Here is a 26,189-nt window from a genome sequence, read left to right as displayed (position 1 = left end):
CCTCCAAACAACTGAAGATAATATAAGATTTTTTATCAAATGAAAAAGTTAGAAGAAGTTATTGTTGAGATAATTGAGGCAGGGCGCTTTCTTGATGCGAAGGGTTGGGTTCCTGCTACCAGCGGTAACTTGTCAGTCAGGGTTGATATAGATAAGATTGCCATAACAGCTTCCGGTAGGCATAAGGGAAGGCTCAAACCCGAGGATATAATCCTTGTAGACCTTGAGGGACAGGCTCTTGGCGACAAGAAGCCCTCAGCCGAGACTCTCTTGCACCTTCTCGTATACAGAACCTTTCCTAATGTTAACGCAGTGGTTCACACCCACTCTCCAAACGCAACACTTATATCAAGGATTGCCAAGGGACGGGTGGAGCTTGAGGACTATGAACTCTTGAAGGCTTTTCCTGAAATAAAGACTCACGAGACAAGACTGAGCGTCCCTGTCTTTGAAAACGACCAGGACATGAAGAGGCTCTCTGAAAAGGTGGAAGGCTACATTAAAAAGCACAGCAATGTATATGGCTTTCTAATAGGTTCTCACGGGCTTTACACCTGGGGTGAAAGTATGGAGAGAGCCATCCTCCATGCCGAAGCCTATGAATTTCTCTTTGAATGTGAGATAAAACTTATGTCTATGAGGTAATTATTTCTGTTTAATCTTGAAGGTGCACCTTTCATATCCCTGTGCTGCACAGGTGACCTCTTCAACTTCATACTTCTTGTCTAAGAGGTCGCTGAGGAAACCTTTAAAGAACCCAGCCATGGGCTTGCATACGGGCTTCTGGTTCTTACCTATCGCTTCAACCAGGATTGAGCCTTCTATATGTATCTCCAGACTTTCTATGTCGTACTCAAGCAGGTCTATGAGCCTTGAAGATTCCGCTATTATGGTGAGCAGCTCAAGGGCTTCATCAAGCCTATCCGTGTATACACCGTACCTCTCTTTAAGGGTCTTGGCTCCTTTCCTTCCACCGTACTCGGCTGCTTTCTTTATGATACGGTCTATCCCAAGTTTGGAGAGCTTGTATACGTCTCTGTAACCGTCAATGAGTGCGTCCCTGTGTATAAGAACAGACTCCCGTTCTATCGCTTCGGCAAGAGCTCGTATGTTATCCTTCAGATATCCCATCCTAACTTCCTCAGCTGAGCCTTTCCCTCTTCTGATATCTTCTCCTTCGTCCAAGGAGGCTCAAATACAAATTCTACAACAACATCTTTCAGCTGAGGAAACTTTTCTAATATCTTTTCCTTAATATGCTCTGCAAAGAAGTGTTTGGCAGGACATCCTTGAACGGTCAAGGTCATATCTATGTATGCAACGCCGTCCCTAACACGTACCCCATAAATCAACCCCAAGTTAACTATATCTATGGGTATTTCAGGGTCTTTCACTTCCGTAAGAGCCTGAAGTATCTCTCTTTCCATAGGAAAATAATATACTCTCAGGTTCCAGGGGGAAGGAGTTTCGTCATAAAAGAGCGTTAGGGAGTATATTATATATACTTTCTGCGTGAGGTGTGAAAATGCAGCTACTTGAATACGATTCCTGTGGAGTTGGTTTCGTTTGTAACATAAAGGGGAAGGCTGATAACCAGATAGTTCGCTGGGGTGTGGAAGCGGTCAAAAACCTGACACACAGAGGAGCCATCGGTGGTGATGGAAAGACTGGTGACGGCGCAGGTGTTCTCACTCAGATACCTAAGAAGTTTTTTGAAAAGGTCATAAGGGAACTCGGTTACGAGCTTTCAAATATTGATAATCTTGCTGTTGGTGTCTTTTTCCTCTATGAGGATATTGAGGACAAGATAACCGCAGAGGTCGCCAAGTCTGGTATAAAGGTGCTTGGCTGGAGAGATGTCCCTACCGACAAGGATGCGGTTGGAAAATCCGCTCTAAAAGTTATGCCGAAGATAAAGCAGCTCCTCCTGGATACGGAGGATATAACCCTGGACCAGAGGGATGTAAAACTTTACCTTTTACGCAGGAGAATTGAAAACAAGTTCGGGGCTGGAAAGGTTTATATACCTTCCCTCTCCTCAAGGGTTATCGTTTACAAAGGCATGCTTGTGGCGCCTCAGCTTGATAAGTTCTATCCGGACCTTAACGACCCGGATTATGAGAGTGCATACTGCTTGTTCCACCAGAGGTATTCAACCAACACCCTCCCTAACTGGAGACTGGCTCAACCCTTCAGACTGCTTGCCCACAACGGTGAGATAAACACAGTCCAGGGCAACAGGAACTGGATGAACGCGCTGCAACACGAGCTTGAACATGAGCTTTTTGGTGATGAAGCCGAACTTATAAAGCCTCTGGTTTCCTTTGATGAGAGTGATTCAGCTTCCCTTGACAAGGTGTTTGAGCTCCTGTGTATCGTTGGTTTTTCCCCTGAGCACGCCATAAACATGCTCATACCTCCTGCGTGGGAACATGTGCCTGAGCTAAGCGAAGAGGTTAAGGCTTTCTTTGAGTACCAGTCCCTTCTTATGAAGCCCTGGGATGGTCCTGCCGCTATAGCCTTTACCTACAAGGATAAGATAGGTGCTCACCTGGACAGGAACGGACTCAGACCAGCCAGGTACGTCCTCACTGAGGACGGTATCTTGGTTCTTGGGTCAGAGGTGGGTATGATAGACCTGTCCGATAGGAGAATTAAAGAGAAGGGGAGGCTGGGACCTGGAGACACCATCGTTGCTGACCTAAGCAAGGGAGAGGTAAAGAAAACGGAAGAGATACTCAAGGAGCTCTCCTCTCAGAAACCGTATAAGGACTGGATTGATAAGTACCTGCTAAGACTATCAAAGCTTACCGAAGGAAAGAGTTTGGGTTTTCCTGAGGAAGACCGGGATAGGATTAGGAAGCTCGTAGCCTTTGGCTGGACAGAGGAAGAGATAAAAAACATTCTCCATTACATGGCAGAGACAGGTAAGGAGCCTACCTTCTCCATGGGTGATGACACACCCCTTCCTCCCCTTTCCGAGAAACCTAAACTCCTCTTCAGATACTTTAAGCAGAGGTTTGCCCAAGTAACTAACCCGCCTATAGACCCGATAAGGGAAAGACTTGTCATGTCCCTGAAGATGAACCTTGGACACAAGAGGAACTTTCTCAAAGAAACACCGGAGCATGCGAGACGTCTCCAGATAGACTCCCCCATACTGCTTGATTACCAGCTCAAGGCTATAGAGGAACAGACCGAGTTTAAGGTGGTGAGAATCCCCATCTGCTACCCAAAAGAGAGGAGTTACAACATAGTTGAACTTCAGGACATGGCTGGAGAGAGGAGGATTTCCGAGCTTATAATGGACGCCCTTTACGAAGAGATACCTATAAACGACCTTATGATGGGTATAGAAACCTTACAGAGAAGGGTTGAAGAGGCTGTAAGGGATGGAGCTGAGATAATAATACTTTCAGATAGATACATTAACAAGCACAGGGTTGCCATACCGAGCCTGCTGGCGGTCTCTGCTTGCACTAAACATCTTGCAAGAGAAGGCTTATCCACAAAGGTATCCTTTATAGTTGAAACGGGAGAGGCTCGTGATACCCATCAGATAGCCTGCCTTATAGGTTACGGAGCAAGTGCGGTTTATCCATACCTCGCCTACGAAACTATAAAGGAGCTCTGTGATAGCGGCAAGCTCAATATTCACTATGAGGAGGCTGTCTTCAACTACAAGAAGGCTCTTGAGGATGGACTGCTAAAGATAATGTCCAAGATGGGTATATCTACCTTGAACTCTTATCATGGAGCTCAGATATTTGACACCATTTGTCTCAACAGGGAGGTGGTTGACAGATTCTTCACTGGAACACCTGTAACCCTTGAAGCTGATGGTATAGATGAGATAGAACTCTCTACCCTTGCAAGGCACAACGCAGCCTATGAAACCGAGGAACCCCAGCTGGATTATGGGGGTGACATGAAGTTCAGGAAAGGGGGAGAGTTTCATGCCTGGTCACCTCACGTTGTGAGGGCACTTCACAAGTTCCTTGATACGAAGGACTATGAGGACTATAAGGAATTTTCAAGGCTTGCAAACTCCCAACATCCTACCTTTATAAGACACCTTCTCTCTTACAGAAAGGCTGAAAAGCCTATTCCGATTGAGGAGGTGGAGCCTGAGGAGGAGATACTCAAGAGATTCGTTACCGGCGGTATGTCTCTTGGTGCGCTATCACCTGAAGCCCATGAGGTGATAGCTGAAGCCTGCAACAGGTTAGGTATGAAATCTAACTCAGGTGAAGGAGGTGAGGACCCAGCCAGGTACTGGACTATAAGGAACTCGGCTATAAAACAGGTTGCCTCCGGAAGGTTCGGCGTAACGCCTACCTATCTCGCTACTGCAAAAGATATTGAGATAAAGATAGCCCAGGGAGCAAAACCCGGAGAAGGAGGACAGCTCCCCGGACACAAGGTGAACGAGTATATAGCAAGGTTGAGACATGCCCAGCCGGGAGTTACCCTTATATCACCTCCACCCCACCACGATATCTACTCAATAGAAGACCTTGCTCAACTAATACATGACCTCAAACAGGCTAATCCGGAAGCAAGGATATGTGTGAAACTCGTTGCAGAGCATGGTGTTGGCACTATAGCAGCTGGTGTTGCCAAGGCATACGCCGATATAGTCCAAATAAGCGGCGCTGAAGGTGGTACCGGAGCTTCTCCCTACTCCTCTATAAAAAACGCTGGTAATTACTGGGAAATAGGATTAATGGAGACCCAGAGAGTCCTAATGGAAAATGACTTGAGGGACAAGATAAGGGTTAGGGTTGATGGAGGCATGAGGACGGGCAAAGATGTGATAATCGGAGCGCTGCTGGGAGCGGAGGAGTTCGGATTCGGAACGGCTGCTATGATAGCGGAAGGTTGTGTCATGGCAAGAGCCTGCCACCTGAATACCTGCCCAACCGGTGTTGCAACCCAGGACCCCAAGTACAGGGCAAAGTTCAAGGGGAAGGTTGAGAACGTAATGGCTTACTTCAAAGCTGTTGCCCGCGAAGTTAGGGAGATACTTGCCGAGATGGGTGTGAGGAGCCTAGATGAGGTCATAGGCAGGACAGACCTCATAGAGGTAGTTCGTTACGATGAGTTTCCTGGTTCAAAGAGGATGAAAGTTGAAGCTCTCCTGGAAAGCTATCCGGAAGATAGACCGAGAAGGTGCCTCGTGGAGCGTAATGATAACCCGGCTCACAACTTTAATGACGATATACTCAAAGAGGTGCTGCCTTATATAGAGAGGGGAGAACCTTTTGAGAAAGAATACCAGATAAGGAACATCCACAGAACAATACCTACAAAACTCAATTACTACATAGCTCTCAAGTATAAGGATGAGGGTCTTCCCGAGGATACCATAAAACTCACTTTTAGAGGAACAGCTGGTCAGAGTTTCGGTGCTTTCAACCACAGGGGACTGACTCTCAGGCTTATCGGTGAGGCAAATGACTACGTTGCCAAAGGTATGTGGGGAGGCAAGATAATCCTTGTTCCCGATGGAGTTGAGAACAGCCATGAGAACGTAATAATGGGAAATACATGCCTGTACGGAGCTATAGGTGGAGAACTATATGCAGCAGGTAGGGCGGGAGAGAGGTTCGGTGTGAGGAACAGTGGAGCTGTTGCCGTGGTTGAGGGTACAGGTCACCATCTCTGTGAATACATGACCGGTGGGGTTATAGCTGTCTTGGGAGATGTGGGGTACAACGTTGGAGGAGGGATGACGGGTGGACACGCTTACATACTTGATGAGAAGGGAACTCTTGAGCACAAACTCAACTACTCATACGTGTATGCCAGGAGACTTGTGGGAGAGGATGAGATAGAAGAGCTCAAAAACCTGATTCAGAGACACTATGAATACACCAATAGCCCCAGGGCAAAGGATATACTTGCTAACTTTGAAGAGTACCTCGGCAAGTTCTGGAAGGTTATACCCCTTGAGCAGTGCAAGAGAGACCCATACGGGGAATCTGACGTCTGCGAGGTAGAGATATTAGGTAGGTGATAAAGAAGCTTTCCTTTGGATTGTTTGACACCGGGGAGACTATCCTCGGTGCCCTCGTGTTTTCTACCTTCTTCCCCCTTTACATAACTCAACATATAAGTCCCTCCCTCTATAGCTTTTTCTACGGCTTTTCCTTTCTCCTTTCCTTTCTGTTAGCCCTTTATCTTGGCAAGGAAGCAGACAGAAGAGCCCTTAGAAAGCCCTTCTTTACCATTTTTGGCATCCTTGTGGTTCTTTTATGTATCTCTGTGGGGCTATCTTTACCCTACCCTGCACTTGCCCTTTTCTTCTTCCTCCTTATGGCTGTGGCTCATCAGCAAGCTTTCGTCTTTTATAACTCTCTACTCCTTGACTTTGAGTATAGGGGCTTTACCTCCGGTCTCGGCGTTGCCCTCGGTTATGTGGGTTCCGCTCTCGCACTGATCTTTCTAGCAGATAAGCTTAAAGAACCAGAGGTTTACTTCGTAGTAGCTGGTATATTTTTTGTGCTGCTTCTCCCCTCTGTAATCAGACTGGAGAACCCTCACCACAGGAGTGAGGTCAGTGTGAAAGAGGTTTTCAGAGATAGGAGTTTCCTGCTACTGATACTGTCCATACTTACCGTTACGGAAGTTGCCAACACGCTGGTTGCCATGATGGGTGTGTACCTTAAAGAGGTTTACCTGTTAGATAGGGTTGAGATTTACAGAGTCATAGGGTTTTCAGCTTTTGGCGGAATTTTAGGAGGTCTGCTATGGGGTAAGTTGAGCGACCTCTTCGGAGTCAGGAGGGTGTTTCCGTTAGGTTTCCTTTTATGGACCCTCTTCCTTGCAAGCTTACCTTTAGCTCCAAAATCCCTCCTCCTCGTGTGGGGTCTTTGGGCTGGCTTATCTCTGGCTCATGTATGGACTACATCCCGGGTACTTATACTGAGCGAGTTCCCCGAAGGGGAAGCCTCCATCAGGTTGTCTTTCCTGTCCCTTACGGAAAGGGTTGCGTCCACAACCGGTCTTTTTCTCTGGGGCACCTTTCTCCTCCTGACTGACAATAACTTTCCTTTATCGGCATGCCTGATGGCAGCCTTTCCTATCCTTGGACTCATCCTGTTCTGGTATGCGAGTAAAAAGCGCCTGATATAATGAATAACCATGCTGATAGCTGTACCGCTCACTGACAGGGAATTCAGTCAGAGGATAAGGGAGGTCGCTGAAAAGGGAGCCGATATAGTTGAGCTTAGAGTTGACCAGTTCCAGAATACAGAAGTGGGTTTCGTTGAAGATTGTGTGAGGAAGGCAAAGGAGGAAGGTTTAAAGGTTATCCTTACCGTTAGGAGTCCAGAAGAGGGCGGTAGAGAGGTGGCAAATAGAAGGGATATATTTGATAAAGTTGCCCCTCTGTGTGATTTTGCTGATATAGAGTTGTCCTCCCGGGAGATGATAATACCTGTCAGGAATGCTGTTGCAAAGAATGGAGGTAAACTTATAGTTTCTTTCCATAACTTTGAGCTCACTCCCCCTAACTGGATATTGAGGGAGGTTCTCCGAGAGGGTCACAGATACGGAGGGATACCAAAGTTAGCCGTGAAGGCAAACTCCTATGAAGACGTTTCAAGGCTCCTGTGCGTTGGAGCTCAGGAGAAATATGAAAAGATACTGATAGCTATGGGTGATATAGGTAGGGTCTCCAGGATAGCCGGGTACGCCTTCGGGTCGGTTATAACTTACGCTTCCCTTGGTGAAAGTTTAGCTCCCGGTCAGTTGCCTCTGGAGGATGTGGTAAAGCTCCGGGAACTCTTTTACAAGTGAGTGATAGAATAGATTTGCCGTAAAGTGGAGCAGAATCGGGGTAAGGATAGAACCACTTTTTATATAAGCGTATCCGAATATAAGGGAAGGGAAGAAAACCAGAAGAGAGTTAAGTGTAGGGAAGTGTATAAGATGAGCGAGGGAGAAGAGGAAGGAGGTTTTTAGGTTTCCCAGGCTACCCATCATAAAACCACGGAAGAATACCTCCTCCGAGATAGATATACCCAGCTGGTTCAAAATCCACCCTGGACAGGAGAGCTCCGGTGGTGCTATCAAAAGCAAAGGCAAGAACAAAGAGCCGTACAGGGCTCCCTTTCCGTAATTTCTGAAGCCAAGCTTCTCCTCGGGTATAAGGAAGAGGGGTGCGATCATGTACAGGGGAGGCAGGAGATTGAGTTGGGGCGAGAGTTTAGCTATGAAGAGGACTGCTAAAAGTCCCCCGTAAGCTAAAAGTCTTCCACGCATCCCTTTATGTTCCACATGTGATTTAAAGGTCCATGTCCTTTTCCGAGAGGAAGGCTGTTCTCTATGGCTCCCTGCACATAGTCTTTAGCTTTCTTTATAGCTTCGTAAAACTCATAGCCTTTTGCTAGTAATGCGGTTATGGCTGCAGACAAGGTGCATCCCGTCCCATGAAGATTCTTTGTCCTTACCCTATCACCAACGAAGTAATGAAACTCATCTCCTCCTGTGTACAGAACGTCTATGGCTTTATCCCCTTCCATGTGTCCTCCCTTTATTAGAACTCCTCTAGGTCCCATGCTAAGGAGTTTTTTGGCGCACAGTTCAATATCCCTTAACTTCACCAACCTGTCACCGCACAGAACTTCAGCTTCAGGAATATTTGGCGTTATAAGTAGGGCATGAGGAAACAGTTCCTTTACAAGTACCCTGATAGCTTCATCTTTAAGCAGGGAATAACCACTCTTTGACCTGAGAACTGTATCTACAATCAGTCGGTCTATCTTGAAGTCTCTAACAGCTTTAGCAACCGCCAGTATCACCTCCTCTCCAGAAAGCATACCCGTCTTTGCGGCATCAATACCTATATCTTCTGCAACAACCTTTATCTGGTCATAAACAAGCTCTGGTGGAAGTTCTTTTGCGTAAACTACCCTCTCTGTGTTCTGCACAGTTACGGATGTTACGGCACTCATACCGTAAACACCTAAAGCTGTAAAGGTTTTCAGGTCAGCTTGAAGCCCCGCACCTCCGCTCGGGTCTGACCCGGCTATGGTAAGAGCTCTTGGAATTCTCTCCATGAAGAATAATATAGGTTAGAAGAAGCCCCCTATAACGAAATGTATCCTTGAACTTGAGGTATCGCCCGGAACCTTCTTTGTCTTCCATGCCCAGTCAAGCCTTATTGGAGCCATCGGGGTTATGAACCTTATGCCTACACCGTAACCTCCCCTCCAGTTCTTAGGGTTAAAGTCTCCCCAGCTGTTTGCTCCAAGTCCGGTGTCATAGAATATACCTGTGTAAAGCATTTCATGAAGCTTGTAATTGAGCTCAAAGTTAAGTATGAGCTCCTTTGTTGAACCTATAGGCTCATTGTTTTGGTCAATAACTCCAGCCATACCGTACTCGTATCCCCTTATGGTGAAATCGCCGCCTACAAAGAATCTCTCGTCAAGGGGAACTTCCTCGCCTCCATAAGGCTCTACAAATCCAACTGTACCCTTTGTAGACAGGACAAAACCCGAGTCAAAGTAGGTATCTTTGAGGAATTTTGAACCTGTAAGTTCAACCCTGTGAAACTTTTCGCTGCCTCCCAATACGGGAACAGCTACGGAGTAGCTCAGGTTGACGTAGGAACCTTCCGTTGGAAAGAGGAAGAAGTCTCTGGTGTCCCGCGACAGGGAGAATATGAGCTTCCTTGATTCTCTCTTTCCCTCCTGCTCCTTTATAAAGGAAGAGGCACTCGGGTCTATATCCGAATACTTTATTCTCTGAAAACTGGCACCCAACGCCCATCTCCAGTACTCCCAGAACTCCCTGGAGAAAGTAGCGCTTATACCTTGCCTCTCAACGGTGTAGGTGGTGTACTCTATCCTCCTGTCAAAGATTGACCATGTCAGGTCAATGGGCTTGTTCATAAACCACTTATCCGTGTAGGATAAGGTATTGTCCTTATATTGAGAACCGTAACTTACGGAGAGCCCGAGGATATCTCCCGTCCCAAGGAAGTTCCCCTTTTTAATGGATACAAAGCCTGAAAGCTTTGTCACTTCATTATAAGATAGACCAACGGAGAACTGACCTGTAAAACGTTCCCTTAGGTTTACCAGTAGGTCCCATTTGTTGTCCGCCGCTGGGAAAGGTTGTATCTGAACATCTTCATAGTATCCGAGGTTTAGTATCCTGCTCCTTGACCTCTTTATGCCTCCTTTTACAGCCAGCTCCTGCTCCTGGACCCTTAACTCTCTCCTTATGACGTAATCCCTGGTTTCGTAGTTACCCTTTATCTTGACCTTCTCTATGTAAACGGGTTCTCCTTCCTTTACGTCCAGAACTACGCTGACTTCCTTCTTCTCAGGGTCTACACTCTTCTTCTCCTCTATGAATATGTTGGCGAAGCCTATATCTGAGTAAAGGTCTCCGATGTTCCTTTTTATGTCCTGGATAACCTTTTCCCTATAAAACCCCCCTTTCCTCCTGTTCTTTTCAAGAAAGTTGCCCACCAGCTCAGAGTAGGCGTAGTAGGTGTTTCCTGTAATCTTCAACTCTTTGAGTTTGTACCTGGGTCCCTCTTCTATGAATATATATATGTCATGCCTACCGTCTTTCCTTTCAACCTTGTAATCAATCTTGACCTCAAGAAAACCCTCGTTTTTGTAAAACTCTCTTATACTCTCTATATCCTCTTTTAGGACCCCTTCACTGAAGGGAGGTTTCAGTCTGAATATGAATATGTTTCTGTCCTGGGTTTTCATCAGGTCTTCAAGTTCTCCGCTGGAGAAGGTCTCGTTCCCTTTAAAGACTATATCTACAACGTATTTCTGCTCCTTTTCCTGTATGTGGAAAACTATCTTGGAGGCACCCTTCTTAGGGACTATCTCATAAGTAACCTCAGCGTCCGGATATCCCTCTTCCCTGTATATCTCTTTAATCCTTTCTACGAGAAACTTTATATCTTTCTCTGAAAGAACCCTACCGAGTTTTATCTTTCTCTGTATCTCAAGCCTTTCCTCTATAGCAGGGCTTGAGGTGTAACCAGTTATGAGCTCATCAACGTCCATCTTTCCGACTTCTGTTTCAATTCCGAGCTTGTTCGCCAAGTCTTCATCGTCAAGCTCTTTGTTACCCTCAAACTCTATCTTGTATATAACCGGAAGGTCCTCAACCACGTATAGGAGTCTCACCTTGCCATCCTCATCAAACCTGTGAACCTCTATTCTTTTAAAGAACCCAGTGCTGAAAAGTCTTCTTATATCTTTACGGACCTTATCTATGGAAAACTCACTGCCCTCTTTGGTCAAGAGTATCTCCTTTATTAGGTCTTCGGGGACGTATCTGTTGCCCTGTACCTCTATCCTGCTGACAACTTGGGAAAAGGACAGACTTATCCAGAGGACAATTGAAAGGATACTCAGGAAGAGTCTTATCACAGAGAACGTATTATAACAGAATAAGGGAGAGGAGAGGCTCTACCCTCAAGTTTCCTTAAGCAGAGCCTCCTCTAACTTTTTCTTCTTCTTAGCAGGCTTTATGTAAGGTTTATCGTTTCTGACCCTTATCTCAACCAGCTCAACGTCCTTGAGAGTTCCCTTTATGAGTTCCTCCGCAAGTAGGTCTTCAACGTGTTTCTGTAAGGCACGTTTCAAGCTTCTCGCCCCGAACTCGGGCTTGTATTCCCTGTCAATAATCCAGTCCACAAAGCTTTTGTGCAGTTTCACCTTTATCTCCCATTCCTCTAGTTTCTCGTTTACCTCTTTCACCTGAAGCTCAAGGATTTTCTCAACATCCTTCTTCTCAAGAGGTCTGTAAACTATAACCTCGTCAAGTCTGTTCAGGAACTCGGGGTTGAAGGTTCTCTTTACCTGTTCAAGCACGTTCCTTCTCATCTGCTCAAAATCTATCATTCCGAACTTTTTCTCAAATCCCATTGTGCCGCCCTGGACTATCATACGGGCACCCAAGTTAGAGGTCATTATGATTATCGTATTGGAGAAATCAATTGTTCTTCCAAGCCCGTCCGTGAGTCTTCCATCGTCAAATATCTGGAGGAATACGTTGAAGACATCGGGATGAGCTTTCTCTATTTCATCAAACAGAAGAACCGAGTAAGGTCTCCTCCTTACCTTTTCCGTGAGCTGTCCACCTTCTTCATACCCTACGTATCCCGGTGGTGCACCGATAAGTCTTGAGACTGTATGCTTCTCCATGTACTCGGACATATCAAACCTTATTAAAGCGTCCTCTGTCCCAAAGAGATACTCTGCCAGAGCCTTAGCGGTTTCTGTCTTACCTACACCGGTAGGTCCTAAAAACAAGAATACACCTATAGGTCTGTGTTTACCTTTTAGACCTACCCTTGACCTTCTTATAGCCTTGGCAACCGCTTTTATTGCATCTTCTTGTCCTACAACCCTTTTCTTGAGCTCATCCTCTATGTGGAGGAGCTTCTCCATGTCGCTCTCATGAACCCTCTTTACAGGGATTCCGGTCCACCTGGCTACAACTTCAGCAACGTCCTCAGCTGTAACCTTCGGTCTGTTCTTCTCTATATCCTGTTTCCACTTGGATTTCAGGTTTTCAAACTTGGCTCTGAGTCTTAGCTCCTCATCCCTTATGTTTGCCGCCTTCTCATAATCTTGCTCGTTTGCAGCCTCTTCCTTTTCCTTCTCAAGCTCCTTTATCCTTTCCTCAAGCTCCTTCAACTCTGGAGGTAAATCCATAGCTCTGAGTTTGACAAGGGCTCCTGCCTCGTCAACCACGTCTATGGCTTTATCAGGAAGGTTCCTGTCGGTTATATACTTAACCGAAAGACCTACAGCCTTCTCCAAAGATTCGGGTGTGTACTCAACACTGTGAAACTCCTCAAACTTCCTCTTCAGACCGTAGAGTATCTGCACGGTGTCTTCCTCAGAAGGCGGGTCAACGAGCACAGGCTGGAATCTTCTCTCAAGGGCTCCGTCCTTTTCAATGTACTTTCTGTACTCATCAAGGGTTGTTGCTCCTATGACCTGAATCTCACCCCTTGCGAGGGCTGGTTTTAACATATTGGAGGCGTCTATTGAGCCTTCAGCAGAACCTGCACCAACCAAGGTATGTATCTCGTCTATAAACAGAATTACGTTAGGGGCTTTCTCAAGCTCTTTGAGGATGTTCTTAAGCCTCTCTTCAAACTGACCTCTGTACTTGGTTCCTGCAACCAAAGCCGCAAGGTCAAGGGCTACAACCCTTTTATTTATAAGGGGTTCTGGCACTTCCTTGTTGGCGATCCTTTGGGCGAGACCTTCAACTATAGCCGTTTTACCAACTCCTGGGTCTCCAAGGAGAACAGGGTTGTTTTTCCTTCTCCTCACGAGAATCTGGATAACCCTTTCTATTTCCCTTTCCCTTCCTATTACGGGGTCAAGCTTACCTTCTCTTGCCATCTGGGTAAGGTCCCTTGAGAACCTGTCCAGGTTGGGTGTTGGGGCGTACTTGACACTTTCCTGAGGAGGCAGCTCACCGAGTATCTGGAGTACTTCCCTTCTAACCGAATACTCGTCAAGACCAAAACCCCTGAGTATCCTTCCGCCCAGTCCGGTTTTTTCCCTGACTATACCTATGAGAAGGTGCTCAGGTCCAACAAACTGATGATGTAATATCCTTGCTTCCTCAACGGCAAACTCTATCACACGCTTGGCATCTGGGGCAAAGAGTATCTCTCCCGTATGGGAGCCCCTGTTGACCTGCCCCATTATAGCCTTCCTGACCTTGTCGGTTGTAAGGCCAAACCTTGACATGACAAGAGTAGGAATGTCCTCATCTCTTATAAGAGCGAGCAGTATGTGCTCACTCCCAAGATAGCTGTGCCCCAGGTCAAGTGCCTCTTCCCTTGCCTGGAGTATTACCTGTCTTGCTCTCTCTGTAAACTTTTCAAACATGCTCTAACCTCACTTGAGTTTATAAGATAACAATATAGAGGTGTGATGACAATACCATGCGTAAGGTCATTGACCCCCATCATTTGACTTGCTCTTTTATCTCCTTTATTCTAAAGCACGATGTCCGGAGTTAAGAAAAAGGGTTTCAAGATAAGTTTGATAGTTGAAGCTTTTCAAAACCTGGAGAAGTCCTACGTTGACCTGAAAAAGCATATAGCCCTGCCCGAAGACGAATTCGTCAGTAATAAGCTTGTTCTTGATAGGGTTAGAATTGATTTCAACTTAGCCTTTGAAAGCTCTATGAGGGTGTGTAGGCACATGTCCAGCGTTTTAGGCTTAAAGACCTCCTCCAAGGATTGCCTCGTTAAACTCGCTCAACATATAGGTATGGAGGAGGTTGACAAGCTTCAGGATTTTACCGAGTTCTATTTCAAATATAGAGACCTTAAGGAAGCAGTGTCTCCGGAAGAGCTCTACCGTTTTCTTAAAGAAAACCTGAGTATGTTCAAGGAATACGCTAGAGCTGTTATTAACTACATAAAGGAAACAACAGGGAACTACCTTCTTATAGACTTTGACCTGTTAAATGAGAAATCCAAGTTCATAAAGGAGTCGGTGAAGAAGATAGACTTTGTTCTGCAGCAGGGTTATGCCGAGTTCAAGTCTAAACCCATGTACTACGACAGGGTAAAGTACTTCTACCAGGTTGCTTACGATTCGCTGTTTGATATATGCAAGCATCTAGCTCCTAAGTTTGGTGTCAAGAGGTTTGGAGATGACTGTCTCTCCAAGCTGGTTGAGGCAGGAGTCATACCCCAGGAGTACTATATGGATGTTTTTAAACTAACCAATTTGAAGAATAAGCTTATAAGCACTTGGGAAGTTCCACCTGAAGAGCTCTATAGCACCCTTAAAGAACTCAATCCGAAGTTTGACGCCATAGTTAAGGAGATATCAAAGAGCCTTAAGGACCTGCTCAGTAAGGGGGGAGTTAGAGGATGAAGCTCTTAATAACCGGTATAGGTTCGGGTCTTGGAAAGGCACTGGCTGAGGAAGCCCTGAAAAGGGGATATGAAGTCTATGCCCTGAGCAGACATATGCCTCAAGAGCTCACGGGAAAGGTCAAGTTCGTTAAGGCTGACCTGAGAGAGCTTGAGAGGGTATACCAAAGATTACAGAAGCTGCTTGAGGGAACATCCTCCTTAGACCTTGTTATACTTAACGCCGGTATTTTGGGCGAATTTGGGGATATGCATGAGGTACCCCTCCACAGATTTCAGGAAGTTATGAACGTAAACGTTTGGGCAAACAAAGTGATACTTGACTCTTTGATGGCTATGGGAATAAGGGTTGAAAGCATAGTGGGTATATCTTCAGGAGCTTCTGTTAACTGCAACAGAGGCTGGAACGCCTACGCCTTATCAAAAGCTTCTCTAAACTGCCTGCTGAAGTTATACTCCCGTGAAATGGAGGGCACCCACATAATCGCTCTCGCTCCCGGATTGGTCCTTACACCTATGCTTGAGGAGGTTATGAAGCAGGATTCAGAGCGCTTTCCCTCTGTAAAGAGGATAATTGAGTCACCAAAGAAAACCCCTGAAGAGACAGCAAAACTCATATTTGAGAGCCTACCAAAGTTAAGGGAGTTTGAGAGTGGCTCTTATATTGACCTTAGGAAGATATGAACTCCGAGATAGTCTTCAAGATAAACTCTGCACTCTCAAGCTTTGTTTTGAACTCAAACTCCTTATAACCCTCTGGGTCTATCAGATAACCTCTGTGGTGAACTGCCCCCATGACGTCAACCGGGTTGGCAACTATCAAGTCAAGGTTCTTTCTCTTTAGCTTTTCCATAGCGTTCTCAAGGAGATTTTCACTTTCAAGGGCGAATCCCACCAGCATCTGGTGCTTTTTTCTTCTCCCAAGCTCCGCGAGTATATCGGTTGTTTTCTCAAGCTCAAGGGTAAGGGAGCTTTGTTTCTTAATCTTTCCTTTCTTTGCCTCTTTAGGCTTGTAATCCGCAACAGCGGCGTTCATTATAACTATATCGCTTTCTTCAAATTCTCTAAGAACGGCTTTGAGCATGTCTTCCGAGCTCACAACCCTCTCTATTTCAACTTCGGGGGGTTCTTTGGCGGTTGTATGCCCGGCTATTACCTTCACTTCAGCTCCCAGCCACCTTGCCGCCCTTGCGAGTGAAAAACCCATTTCACCGCTTGAGTCGTTGGAAATGAATCTGACGGGGTCAATGTACTCTCGTGTGGAGCCACAGGTTATCAAGACTCTCCTACCTAAAAGTAGTTTGGGGTAAAAAGACCAGATGACCCAATCTATCAACCTGTCTTCACTTGCGAGTTTTCCCTCCCCTTCCTCTTCACAGGCAAGGACTCCCCACTCCGGTTCTATCACTATCACACCTCTTTCCTTGAGCTTTTTGAGGTTTTCCTGCACAGCTGCGTTTTTATACATAACCGTGTTGGCTGCTGGAGCTATGAGTAGCGTTCCGTTGTAAGCTAAAACCGTCGTAGTGAGCAGATTATCCCCAAGACCTAAGGCGAGTTTGGAAAGGGTGTTCACCGTGCAGGGTGCGAGAAGAAGCACCTCAGCCCAGCGGGCGAGGTTTATGTGGGCTAAGGGTTCTTCTTCCCAACTGGAGTCTGTGTAAACCTTGTTTCCGGAGAGGGTTGCGAAGGTAAGCTTTCCCACGAACCTCTCAGCAAAGGGAGTCATTATGACTTTGACTTCAGCCTTAGCTTTTCTCAGTTCCCTTACAAGTTGAGCAACCTTGTAAGCAGCTATACCGCCGGTGATGCCTAAGAGCACCTTTCTTCCTTCAAGAAGCTTCATGTTATAAAATTTAGCCATGGATATGAGGGAAATACTCCACAGAATTTCAGAGGGAGAGAACCTCTCTGCTGAGGATATGTACAGAGCTCTTGAAGAGATAGTGGATGGCGGAGCTACGGATGCCCAGATAGGTGCCTTCATAATGGGCACTAAGATGAAAGGTGAGACCATTGATGAGATTGAAGGAGCGGGGAGATTTTTCAGAGAGAGGGCAACCAGGGTAGAGGTTTCAGCTCCCGACGAGCTTGTGGATACGTGTGGTACCGGAGGAGACAAGTCCGGCACCTTCAACGTTTCTACAGTGACTGCCTTTGTTGTTGCCGGAGCTGGCATTCGTGTGGCAAAACATGGAAACCGTTCTGTGTCCTCAAGATGCGGGAGTGCCGACTTCCTTGAGCAGACAGGGGCAAAGATAGACCTCCCTGCTGAGAAGGTGGCAAGGATGATAGAGGAGATAGGTATAGGTTTCATGTTCGCTCCTCTCTTCCATCCTGCTATGAAGAGAGTCATAGGTCCTAGGAGAGAGGTCGGTGTGCGCTCAATATTTAACCTGGTTGGACCCCTATCAAACCCTGCCGGTGCGAAGAGACAGATACTTGGAGTCTTCTCGGATAAATTGGTAGACAAGTTATCCCAGGTTCTAAACAGGCTTGGGATAATAAAAGCCTTTGTTGTACATGGAAAGGACGGCATAGATGAGGTTTCCATATCCGATGCAACCCTCATAGGTGAGGTGGACAGAGGGGAGGTCAAGCTTTACGAGTTTATACCCGAGGAACTGGGTATTCAGAGGAAAGAGCTTGCTCAGATTTGCATAACCTCTCCAGAGGAGAGCTTCCGGGTTGGGTTCTCCGTTCTGGAGGGAGAAGAGGGTCCTCACAGGGATATAGTTCTGTTGAACGCAACCTTCGGTATACTTGCCTCGGGGAAAGTGGAAGATAGGAAGGTGGCTCTTGAAATGGCAAGAGAATCCATAGACAGCGGTAAGGCTAAGAGAAAGTTGGAGGAGTTTATAGAGCTTTCCAATAAGTTGTAAACCTCTGCCTTTAAACCCTTCAGAACTTATAATTACTTAAAGAGGAACGGGGCGTAGCTCAACTGGATAGAGCGCGGGACTACGGATCCCGAGGTTGTGGGTTCGACTCCCACCGCCCCGGTGGAAACCTATGACAAAGAAGGCGGATAAAGTTGTACCAATAGCCGAGAATAGAGAGGCAAGGGCTAAGTATGAGATAATTGAGAAGTATGAAGCAGGTATAGCCCTTGAAGGTCCTGAGGTTAAGTCTCTCAGAAGCAAAGCCAACGTCTCCTTTAAAGACAGCTTTGTTCGTATAGACAACGGTGAAGCTTGGCTCTATAATCTGTACATATCACCCTACAGATTCGCTACCATAAAACCTCCAGACCCTCTGAGGAAGAGGAAGCTTCTTCTCCATAAGAGGGAGATAATGAGGCTTCTGGGTAAGTCCCAGGAAAAGGGCTATACGATAATCCCACTCAGGCTTTATTGGAAGAACGGGAAGGTTAAAGTGGAGATAGCCCTTGTGAAGGGTAAAAAGCTCTATGATAGGAGACAGGAACTCAAAGAGAAAGCTGTGAAAAGAGAGCTTGAGAGGGAGTTCAAAGGTAGGATAAGGCTATAATATCCACTTCATGAAGAAGCTGGAACATATCTTTGAAAGCCTGTTGTGGAAATCCAGGCTTTTAGTTATCCTTGCGGTTGTAAGTTCCCTGATAGGAGCCTTTGCCCTCTTTCTGGCCGGTTTTGTTGAAGTCCTCTTACCCCTCTTTAAATTTTTAAAGAGCTTTGATTATGAACTGCTTTCCAAAAAGCTCGTGGCGTCTGCTATAGCTTCCATAGATATGTTTCTCATAGCAACCTTCCTTCTGATATTTGCTCTTGGACTCTATGAGCTCTTCATATCAAAGATAGATGTGGCTGAAGAGGACCCAAAGAGCTCTAAGGTCCTATTCATAACCAACCTTGAGGACCTTAAAACGAAGTTAGGCAGGGTGGTCATAATGGTTCTCATAGTTACCTTCTTCAAGCAGGCGGTAGAGATGAAGTACAAGACACCCCTTGATGTGCTTTACCTTTCCGTAGGAGCTCTAGGTATAGCTTTAGCCCTTTACTTTACCCATAAGGAAAGCCATAACCACTAAAGCTTTCCTTCGTAGGCTTCTTGATAGATTTTTCTCACATCATCGAGGGTGGGTTCCACGGGATTTATCAAGAAAGAGTGTCTTGCAAGCATGTAAACGTCCTCTGTCAGTCTTTCAAGGATACCCTCCTCAACTCCCACATCCTTTAGGGTCCTTAAAAGACCTATCCTCTCAAGAAAATCCACGAGGGCATCAACAGCGAGTTCCGGTTTTTCCTCGTAGCCCATCAACTTTGCAAAAAGAGCGTACTTCTCCGGATTTCCTTTGTAGTTGAACTTTGTTACGTAAGGTGCAAGTATAGCTAAACCCAGTCCGTGTGCGACATCAGGATAGTGAGCGGAAACGGGATGCTCCATGGCATGTATCAACGCAACACCCAGATGGTCAATGGCAACACCAGCCAGCATAGAAGCGTAGGACATCGCTTCCCTTGCTTTATAATTGTCCGGCTCTTCTATTGCCACCGGGAGCCACTTTGCGATCAGCTCTATTGCCTTTACAGAGTGTTCTTCAGCCATAAAGTTCTCTGCCCTGTTGGTGAGGGACTCTAAAGCATGGATGAGAGCGTCAAAACCAGTTATGGCTGTTAGCTCTGCATTCATTGTAATGGATAGCTCTGGGTCTATTAGGGCTACCCTGGGGTAATTCAAACTGTGGGAAAGAACAAGCTTCTCCTTTCTTAATGAGTTGGTTATCACAGAGTACTTGTTAACCTCGCTTCCAGTTCCGGCAGTTGTGGGTATACATATCACCGGTCGGTTCAGGTAGGGAACAAGCCTGGGACCTTCAGGGTACTTCATGTAGTCCCATACGGAACCTTCGTTTGAGGAAGTTATAGAAATAGCCTTTGCTGTATCCAGAGCGCTACCGCCCCCAAGTCCTATTATGAAGTCTATCTTCTCCTCAACCGCGATACGTGCACCTTCGTTCACTACCTGGTCTGTCGGATTGGGAATGACTTCGTTGTAGAGGATATACTCCTGTATGCCGTGGGAATTGAGAGACCTTATAACTTTCTCTAATGCTCCACTCTCTCTTGCGCTCTTCTTTCCCGTTACTATCAGAGCTTTAAACCCGTATCTGCGAGCAATCTCACCTACCCTGTTAACGGCTCCCTTTCCAAAGAATACCTCAACGGGTCTGTAAAAGTTAACAACCATGGGATTCTTAAATTATACCTGCCAGATGGAGGAGCAGGTACAAAATTACAGCAAAACCTATACAGCCGGCACAGGCTAAAAGAAAGCGCAGGAACTTACCCATGGATTTAAATTTATCATTTAGCTATGATGGTGACAAAGAGGGAGATTGAAAAGCTCCTCATACCTGTCAGAGGTAGCAAGAGGATAGTGTTTACCAACGGATGTTTTGACATAATTCACGCAGGTCATGTTGACTACCTTGAAAAGGCAAAGTCCCTTGGAGATATCCTGATCGTCGGTATGAATTCAGACAGCTCAATAAGAAGAATAAAGGGAGATAAAAGACCCGTAATACCTCAAGAGTACAGGGCTAAAGTCTTATCGGCTTTAAAACCGGTGGATTACGTAGTGGTCTTTGAGGAGGATACACCCTTAGAGCTTATAAAGGTCGTGAAGCCCGATGTCTTAGTTAAAGGTGGTGACTGGAATGTTGAAAACATCGTTGGTAGGGAATTCGTAGAATCTTACGGCGGTGAGGTGAAAACTATACCCTTTGAGTACGATATATCTACCTCCAGGATAATAGAGAGGATCATTGAGCTTTACTGTGGTTGAGGTCAAGGGTCATTCTGACCCAGTAGTTGTACTGACCCTTTTCCTTAAAGCCAAGCTTCCTGTAAAAATCAATCGCCTTATAATTCTCATCCCCAACCCAGAGCTCGGCTGTGTGAAGACCTTTCTCCTTGAAATATTCAAGAATCCTCTTCATTAGAGCCTGTCCTATGCCCATACCTCTATAATCTGGGTGGACAACGATTTCATGTATAGCTCCAACCTTCTTATGCTCCCTCTTGCTGAACCAGTTTGAGTCTCCTGCCACGAAACCTACTATCTTGCCGTTTGCTTTTGCAACGAATATCCCTTCTGGGTCCCTTCTCCAGAGCCACTCCATATACGCCTTAACATCATCCGGGTGTGTGTAGGAATACTCTTCAAGCCCCTTGTAACCTTCAAGGTATAACCGTGCAAGCTCGTCAAGCTGGTCTTCCCTTGCCCGTTCTATCTCAAAACTAACCTTTTCCTTTCTCATTTCAGGCTTCCTGCTCTTCTGACCTTCACGTCCGGTGGAAGCTCTATTTTAAACAGTCCAGAGGAAGGCTGAAAGTTCTTCCTGACCTCTATGAATTCTAATGTTGTTTGGGTATTTTCACTGTCCACAACCCTTACCTTTTTCACTTCAAGCTCCGCATCAAGTTCCACGTAAACCTCTTTTATATTTTCGTCCCTCTGTTTTGGTTTGAGTATGAGGACTCTTAGCCCTGACTTTTCAAGCTCGCCCACAGGCTCAAAGACCTCTCCGAGAGGTTTGGAAAAGAAGAAGAGGGATTCTATTACAGGAGACGTGTTGTTTTCAACGTTATCAATTATTGCCTCTTTGTCCTCTTCATTCAGTATTATTATCTCCTTTCCATTGGACACCATAACCACTTTATCCGGATATGTATACTCTATTCTGAACTTCCCATCCTTTGTGGCATAAAAGACACCTTTGCTAAGTTCCGGTTTGGGATACCAGGAATACTGAGTTTTCTGGATAAAGACAACTCTTATACTCTTTGTGTTTTGAAGCTTATTCTCCAGCTCTTTGAAAGTTGAGGATAAACCTGTCAAGGGTATTATCATTAACAACAGGATAGCTATGGGAAGCATGAGCCTAATATATCACAGCTTGTGGAATCTTCTCAGGAATGAACTTAAAACGTCAAACCACATATCCATTACGTCCCAGTCAATAGCCTCGTAGTTGTCGTAAAAGGTGTGCCTGAAGGTAAACGGGTTAGAGGACAGGAAGAGGGTTTCAACTCCCTTCTGTTTAAAGGGTATATGGTCGCTCCTTCCCCTTTTCCCTTCCCGGAAGGGAATGTCTATCTTCAGGTCTCTGAGATGCTTATAAAACTTTTCCATAATCTTTTCCCCATTGAAACCTTCCGAATCCTTGTATATCACGGCAGGATTCAACCACCCTATAGAGTCAATATTTATAGCATAGTAAGTGTGCTTGAGGTTCTTCACATGGTGCTTTGCCCCTTCAAGTCCCAGTTCCTCCCCGTCTGTGACTAAAAATCGTAGCCGGAAAGGGAAGTAGTAACTATCTCTTAACTCCTTAGCCAATATCAGTAAAAACGCAACCGCAACAGCATTGTCAAGGGCTCCATAGACGAAAGGCTTTGAGTCAAGGTGTGCCATTATGTATAGGAAGGGTCCTTTCCCTATATCAAAGTATATGTTTTTACCTTTTACCCTCAACTTCCTTACCTTTGATTCAATTCTCACCTTTTTTCCCAACAGGGCTTTTGCAGTTTCCCTGTCAACGGAAAGAGCCATATAGGGTTCATCGCTTACGTTTCCTATGTAGGGAGATTCAAGCTCTTCCAGGTAAAATATCGCTCCAACCGCTCCTCTTTCTTTGAGCTTTTTGACCTTTTCGCCCTCCCTTTCCCCTCCGACCTCAACTAAGGCTATCTTCCCGTTGACATCTTCATCCTCTCTAACAACTTCAGCCTCCCTATCCCCCCACAGGCTGCCTACAAAGGGGTATCCCTTCACCTGTGTCCCGTTAAGTTTTATACTTGCCTCAATGGGTATATTCTTATCAACCTCAAAGCTTTCCTCTATGAAAGGTAGCTTTAACTTCCTCTTTATGAATTCCCTAACCTTGTCCTGAGACTCCTTTATCCCTTCCGATGAGGACACTCTGGTACGTGTTGAGAAGAAGTAGGTGAGTTCTTTAAGCTCTTCTAAAAGTTCACTTCTCATATACCGGCGTAAGCCAACTCCTGTACCTTTCTATATTCCCCCTAACAGCGTTGAAGTACAACTCCTGGAGCTGTTTGGTGACCTCTCCTATCTTCCCTGTTCCCACTTTCCTGTTGTCAACCTCAATCACGGGAGTTACTTCCGCAGCTGTACCTGTTAGGAATATCTCATCAGCAACGTAGAGCTCACTTCTAGCCACTGCTCTCTCCTCAACCTTCACAACAAGGTCGTTCCTAAGCAGACTTATCACGGCTCGTCTTGTTATCCCTTCAAGGATATGCTCGTTGTACGAAGGTGTTATAGCCTTCCCGTCCCTTATAAGGAATATGTTTTCTCCAGAACCTTCCGAAACGTACCCTTGGGAGTTGAGAAGTATCGCCTCATCGTATCCTGCCATGAGGGCTTCCGTTTTAGCCAGGGCACTGTTCACGTAGGCACCTGCAACCTTCCACCTTGAAGGTATAGAGTTATCGTCGTTCCTCCTCCATGAGGAGACCTTTACCTTTATACCTTCTGAGGTGTCAAGATACCTACCAAAGTTGTAAGTGTACATGGCTAATTCAGGTGTGTAGCCTATAAGCTTAGGAGTGAGAGCTAAGTCCTTAAAGTAAACTATGGGTCTTATGTAAACATCCTGCCTTATGTTGTTTTTTATCAGGAGTTCTCTTGTTATATCAACAAGCTCCTTCACCGTGTAGGGAAGCTCCATGAACAGAGCCCTTGCATTTCTTAAGAGTCTCTCATAATGCTCTTGGGCAAAAAGTATGTAAAGCTGCTCCTGCTTCTCGTTCCAGTATGCCCTTAAGCCTTCAAATATAGCTGTGCCGTAATGGAATGAGTTTGTCTTTATGTTTATATTTGCTTCCTCTATGGGGACGAATTTTCCTTCAAAGAAGGCGTATTCCATGAGCAAAGATTTTACCACAGGACTTATGCTATAATACCTCTCCGTTATGCCAAAGCTGTCTCCTAGAGATATAAGAAGGAAGATACAGGGTATCAAGAACACGAGGCGTATAACCAACGCGATGAAGGTGGTTTCGGCAGCAAAGCTGAGGCGTGCCCAAGAACTTCTTTACTCATCTAGACCCTACTCCGATAAGTTATACGAGCTGGTTAGAGACATGGCAGCCCATGTAGACCGAGAAAGCCACCCCCTCTTGCAAGATAGAGACGAGAAGAGGATAGATGTTATACTTGTGACGGCGGACAGGGGGCTTGCCGGAGCCTTTAACTCAAACATAATCAGGGAAACGGAAAGATTTATAGCCCAGAAAGGTGAAAGGGGTATTGATGCAAGCCTTATACTTATAGGACGTAAAGGATATCAGTACTTTTCAAGAAGAAACTACAAGGTTGTGAAGGGTTATGACGAGGTTTTCAGGAAGGAGGTTAACTTTGGCATAGCCAAAGAAGTCTCTGAAACTGTTAGGGATAGGTTTACAAAAGGCGAGGTTGACGCTGTTTACCTTGTAAACAACGAGATGATAACAAGGGCTAGTTACAAGCCTGTTATAAGAAAGTTCCTGCCCTTTGAGCTGCCCGAGGAGGAAACCTTGGACGCTCATAACATTTACACCTTTGAGGTTGATGAAGAGGAGTTTATGAACAGAATTCTTGACCTCTACCTTAATTTCCAGCTTTACAGGGCTATGGTTGAATCCAACGCTGCGGAACACTTTGCCAGAATGGTAGCTATGGACAACGCTACCAAGAACGCCGATGATCTCGTTAAGCAGTGGACACTCATATTCAACAAGGCAAGGCAGGAATCTATAACTCTTGAGCTTATTGATATAGTTGGTGCCGCTGAGGCGATGAAGTAAACACTTAGGAGGTTTTGTAATGGCAGAGAAGCTTGTGGGAAGGATAGTTCAGGTTATAGGTCCCGTTGTGGACGTTGAGTTTGACACAAAGGAACTCCCCCCTATCAAACACGGACTTAAAACTGTAAGGAGGTACATAGACGACAAGGGAAATTGGGCGCAGGAGGAGCTTTTCTTTGAAGTGGCTCAGCATATAGGAGAGAGCAGGGTCAGAGCTGTAGGAATGGGTGCCTCAGATGGTTTGGTGAGGGGACAGGAGGTTGAGTACCTTGGAGGACCAATAAGAGTGCCTGTTGGGAAGGAAGTTCTCGGGAGGATATTTAACGTTGTGGGACAACCCATTGATGAGCAAGGACCTGTGGAGGCTAAGGAGTACTGGCCCATGTTCAGAGAGCCTCCTGCTCTTGATGAGCAATCCACTAAGGTTGAGATACTTGAAACAGGTATAAAGGTTGTAGACCTCCTTGAACCTTACGTTAAGGGTGGAAAAGTTGGCCTCTTTGGGGGTGCTGGTGTTGGAAAAACAGTTCTCATGCAGGAGCTTATTCACAACATAGCTAAGTTCCACAAAGGATACTCTGTTGTTGTTGGAGTCGGCGAGAGGACAAGGGAAGGGAACGACCTCTGGCTTGAAATGAAAGAATCGGGAGTTCTTCCTTACACTGTTATGGTTTATGGACAGATGAACGAACCTCCAGGGGTTAGGTTTAGGGTTGCTCAGACAGGAATCACCATGGCTGAGTACTTCAGAGATGTTGAAGGGCAGGACGTTCTGACGTTCATAGACAACATATTCAGGTTTGTTCAGGCGGGTTCTGAAGTTTCTACACTTCTTGGTAGGTTGCCTTCAGCGGTCGGATACCAGCCCACCCTTAATACGGACGTTGGTGAAGTTCAGGAGAGAATAACCTCAACTAAGAAAGGTTCAATCACTGCAGTTCAGGCTGTTTACGTACCGGCAGACGATATAACAGACCCTGCTCCTTACTCCATATTCGCTCACCTTGACGCAACAACCGTTCTGGCTAGGAGGCTTGCAGAGCTTGGGATATACCCGGCTATAGACCCTCTGGAATCAACTTCTAAGTACCTTGCCCCTGAGTTTGTCGGAGATGAGCATTACGAAACTGCCATGGAAGTTAAGAGGATACTTCAGAGGTATAAAGAGCTTCAGGAGATAATAGCGATACTCGGTATGGAGGAGCTATCCGAAGAGGATAAAGCTATAGTTAACAGGGCGAGAAGGATACAGAAGTTCCTTGCTCAACCTTTCCACGTTGCCGAACAGTTTACGGGTATGCCGGGTAAATACGTTAAGCTTGAAGATACCATTAGGTCCTTTAAGGAAATACTCTCTGGCAAGTACGATCATCTTCCCGAAAACGCTTTCTACATGGTTGGAACCATAGAGGAGGTTGTAGAGAAGGCTAAGAGCATGGGGGCTCAGGTGTAACCTGATATATCTCCTTTTTCTTGCCCCCTTCTTTCCTTTA

24 protein-coding genes and 1 tRNA gene are annotated in these 26,189 nt (G+C 45.8%); 13 read left to right on the top strand and 12 right to left on the bottom strand.

Features of this window, described 5'->3' with window-relative positions; all coding sequences use genetic code 11:
* Positions 1-39 precede the first annotated feature (39 nt).
* Positions 40-645 carry a methylthioribulose 1-phosphate dehydratase gene (locus tag BCF55_RS06745; RefSeq protein ID WP_121011853.1) on the top strand — a complete coding sequence of 202 codons (606 nt, stop codon included), beginning with the start codon at positions 40-42 and terminating at the stop codon, positions 643-645.
* Here BCF55_RS06745 and BCF55_RS06740 read toward each other — a convergent pair whose 3' ends face one another.
* Positions 646-1,131, bottom strand: coding sequence for a V4R domain-containing protein (locus BCF55_RS06740; RefSeq protein WP_121011850.1), 486 nt, complete (start codon positions 1,129-1,131; stop codon positions 646-648).
* Positions 1,119-1,427: a metal-sulfur cluster assembly factor gene (locus BCF55_RS06735; protein WP_121011847.1), complete on the bottom strand. Its 309-nt coding sequence runs from the start codon at positions 1,425-1,427 to the stop codon at positions 1,119-1,121. The genes BCF55_RS06740 and BCF55_RS06735 overlap by 13 nt, the downstream gene beginning before the upstream one ends.
* 98 nt (positions 1,428-1,525) lie before the next feature.
* Between BCF55_RS06735 and gltB the strand changes: the two genes are divergently transcribed.
* The 3 genes from gltB to aroD are packed head-to-tail and all read left to right on the top strand — an operon-like array spanning position 1,526 to position 7,803.
* Complete coding sequence (gene gltB, locus BCF55_RS06730) at positions 1,526-6,019, top strand: glutamate synthase large subunit (protein WP_121011844.1); 4,494 nt, start codon at positions 1,526-1,528, stop codon at positions 6,017-6,019.
* Positions 6,016-7,137, top strand: a complete 1,122-nt coding sequence (locus BCF55_RS06725) for an MFS transporter (RefSeq protein WP_121011841.1) — start codon at positions 6,016-6,018, stop codon at positions 7,135-7,137. The genes gltB and BCF55_RS06725 overlap by 4 nt, the downstream gene beginning before the upstream one ends.
* Positions 7,138-7,146: 9 nt before the next feature.
* Positions 7,147-7,803: a type I 3-dehydroquinate dehydratase gene (aroD, locus tag BCF55_RS06720; protein ID WP_121011838.1), complete on the top strand. Its 657-nt coding sequence runs from the start codon at positions 7,147-7,149 to the stop codon at positions 7,801-7,803.
* Here aroD and BCF55_RS06715 read toward each other — a convergent pair.
* Genes BCF55_RS06715 through BCF55_RS06700 form a run of 4 tightly spaced genes read right to left on the bottom strand, consistent with a single transcriptional unit; the run spans position 7,741 to position 13,901 of the window.
* Positions 7,741-8,268, bottom strand: a complete 528-nt coding sequence (locus BCF55_RS06715; RefSeq protein WP_121011835.1) for a CPBP family intramembrane glutamic endopeptidase — start codon at positions 8,266-8,268, stop codon at positions 7,741-7,743. The genes aroD and BCF55_RS06715 overlap by 63 nt on opposite strands.
* Positions 8,250-9,065, bottom strand: a complete 816-nt coding sequence (thiD, locus tag BCF55_RS06710; protein ID WP_121011832.1) for a bifunctional hydroxymethylpyrimidine kinase/phosphomethylpyrimidine kinase — start codon at positions 9,063-9,065, stop codon at positions 8,250-8,252. Before thiD ends, BCF55_RS06715 begins: the two co-directional genes overlap by 19 nt.
* 15 nt (positions 9,066-9,080) lie before the next feature.
* Positions 9,081-11,414, bottom strand: coding sequence for an outer membrane protein assembly factor BamA (gene bamA, locus BCF55_RS06705; protein ID WP_121011829.1), 2,334 nt, complete (start codon positions 11,412-11,414; stop codon positions 9,081-9,083).
* 45 nt (positions 11,415-11,459) lie between these two features.
* Complete coding sequence (locus BCF55_RS06700; RefSeq protein ID WP_121011826.1) at positions 11,460-13,901, bottom strand: ATP-dependent Clp protease ATP-binding subunit; 2,442 nt, start codon at positions 13,899-13,901, stop codon at positions 11,460-11,462.
* A gap of 120 nt (positions 13,902-14,021) precedes the next feature.
* On the opposite strand from BCF55_RS06700, the gene BCF55_RS06695 reads away from it, so the two are divergent.
* Both BCF55_RS06695 and BCF55_RS06690 read left to right on the top strand, forming a co-directional pair.
* Complete coding sequence (locus BCF55_RS06695) at positions 14,022-14,903, top strand: DUF86 domain-containing protein (RefSeq protein ID WP_121011823.1); 882 nt, start codon at positions 14,022-14,024, stop codon at positions 14,901-14,903.
* Positions 14,900-15,586: an SDR family NAD(P)-dependent oxidoreductase gene (locus BCF55_RS06690; RefSeq protein ID WP_121011820.1), complete on the top strand. Its 687-nt coding sequence runs from the start codon at positions 14,900-14,902 to the stop codon at positions 15,584-15,586. Before BCF55_RS06695 ends, BCF55_RS06690 begins: the two co-directional genes overlap by 4 nt.
* On the opposite strand, the gene coaBC is transcribed toward BCF55_RS06690, so the two are convergent.
* The gene (gene coaBC / locus BCF55_RS06685; protein ID WP_245960412.1) at positions 15,573-16,766 is read right to left on the bottom strand and encodes a bifunctional phosphopantothenoylcysteine decarboxylase/phosphopantothenate--cysteine ligase CoaBC; all 1,194 of its coding nucleotides are present in this window, start codon (positions 16,764-16,766) and stop codon (positions 15,573-15,575) included. The two genes, BCF55_RS06690 and coaBC, sit on opposite strands and share 14 nt — an antisense overlap.
* Before the next feature lie 4 nt (positions 16,767-16,770).
* On the opposite strand from coaBC, the gene trpD reads away from it, so the two are divergent.
* From trpD to BCF55_RS06665, 4 genes are all read left to right on the top strand, one after another.
* A complete protein-coding gene (gene trpD / locus BCF55_RS06680) occupies positions 16,771-17,784 on the top strand; it encodes an anthranilate phosphoribosyltransferase (protein WP_170144805.1) in 1,014 nt (337 codons plus the stop codon).
* A 47-nt stretch (positions 17,785-17,831) separates the two neighbouring features.
* Positions 17,832-17,905: transfer RNA gene (locus tag BCF55_RS06675), tRNA-Arg, on the top strand.
* Positions 17,906-17,914: 9 nt separating this feature from the next.
* Positions 17,915-18,391, top strand: a complete 477-nt coding sequence (gene smpB / locus BCF55_RS06670; RefSeq protein ID WP_121011814.1) for an SsrA-binding protein SmpB — start codon at positions 17,915-17,917, stop codon at positions 18,389-18,391.
* Between the two features lie 10 nt (positions 18,392-18,401).
* Complete coding sequence (locus tag BCF55_RS06665; protein ID WP_121011811.1) at positions 18,402-18,911, top strand: YqhA family protein; 510 nt, start codon at positions 18,402-18,404, stop codon at positions 18,909-18,911.
* On the opposite strand, the gene BCF55_RS06660 is transcribed toward BCF55_RS06665, so the two are convergent.
* Positions 18,908-20,071: an iron-containing alcohol dehydrogenase gene (locus tag BCF55_RS06660; protein WP_121011808.1), complete on the bottom strand. Its 1,164-nt coding sequence runs from the start codon at positions 20,069-20,071 to the stop codon at positions 18,908-18,910. The genes BCF55_RS06665 and BCF55_RS06660 overlap by 4 nt on opposite strands.
* A gap of 126 nt (positions 20,072-20,197) precedes the next feature.
* Here BCF55_RS06660 and rfaE2 point away from each other — a divergent pair, with 126 nt between their 5' ends.
* Positions 20,198-20,668: a D-glycero-beta-D-manno-heptose 1-phosphate adenylyltransferase gene (gene rfaE2 / locus BCF55_RS06655; protein ID WP_121011805.1), complete on the top strand. Its 471-nt coding sequence runs from the start codon at positions 20,198-20,200 to the stop codon at positions 20,666-20,668.
* On the opposite strand, the gene BCF55_RS06650 is transcribed toward rfaE2, so the two are convergent.
* Genes BCF55_RS06650 through ilvE form a run of 4 tightly spaced genes read right to left on the bottom strand, consistent with a single transcriptional unit; the run spans position 20,646 to position 23,777 of the window.
* Complete coding sequence (locus tag BCF55_RS06650) at positions 20,646-21,143, bottom strand: GNAT family N-acetyltransferase (protein WP_121011802.1); 498 nt, start codon at positions 21,141-21,143, stop codon at positions 20,646-20,648. The two genes, rfaE2 and BCF55_RS06650, sit on opposite strands and share 23 nt — an antisense overlap.
* Complete coding sequence (locus BCF55_RS06645; RefSeq protein ID WP_211322885.1) at positions 21,140-21,763, bottom strand: LolA family protein; 624 nt, start codon at positions 21,761-21,763, stop codon at positions 21,140-21,142. The genes BCF55_RS06650 and BCF55_RS06645 overlap by 4 nt, the downstream gene beginning before the upstream one ends.
* 12 nt (positions 21,764-21,775) lie before the next feature.
* Positions 21,776-22,870, bottom strand: coding sequence for a M28 family peptidase (locus BCF55_RS06640; protein WP_121011799.1), 1,095 nt, complete (start codon positions 22,868-22,870; stop codon positions 21,776-21,778).
* Positions 22,860-23,777, bottom strand: coding sequence for a branched-chain-amino-acid transaminase (gene ilvE, locus BCF55_RS06635; RefSeq protein ID WP_170144804.1), 918 nt, complete (start codon positions 23,775-23,777; stop codon positions 22,860-22,862). The genes BCF55_RS06640 and ilvE overlap by 11 nt, the downstream gene beginning before the upstream one ends.
* Positions 23,778-23,823: 46 nt before the next feature.
* Between ilvE and BCF55_RS06630 the strand changes: the two genes are divergently transcribed.
* On the top strand, positions 23,824-24,696 hold the full coding sequence (locus BCF55_RS06630) for a F0F1 ATP synthase subunit gamma (RefSeq protein ID WP_121011793.1): 873 nt from the start codon (positions 23,824-23,826) through the stop codon (positions 24,694-24,696).
* 19 nt (positions 24,697-24,715) lie between these two features.
* Positions 24,716-26,149 (top strand): F0F1 ATP synthase subunit beta, encoded by a 1,434-nt coding sequence (gene atpD / locus BCF55_RS06625; protein ID WP_121011790.1) that lies wholly within the window; start codon positions 24,716-24,718, stop codon positions 26,147-26,149.
* Positions 26,150-26,189: the final 40 nt, after the last annotated feature.

It is taken from the genome of Hydrogenivirga caldilitoris, assembly GCF_003664005.1.
Classification (GTDB): domain Bacteria; phylum Aquificota; class Aquificia; order Aquificales; family Aquificaceae; genus Hydrogenivirga; species Hydrogenivirga caldilitoris.
Note: the sequence above shows the minus strand (reverse complement) of the source record. Positions and strands in the feature narration are given on the sequence as shown.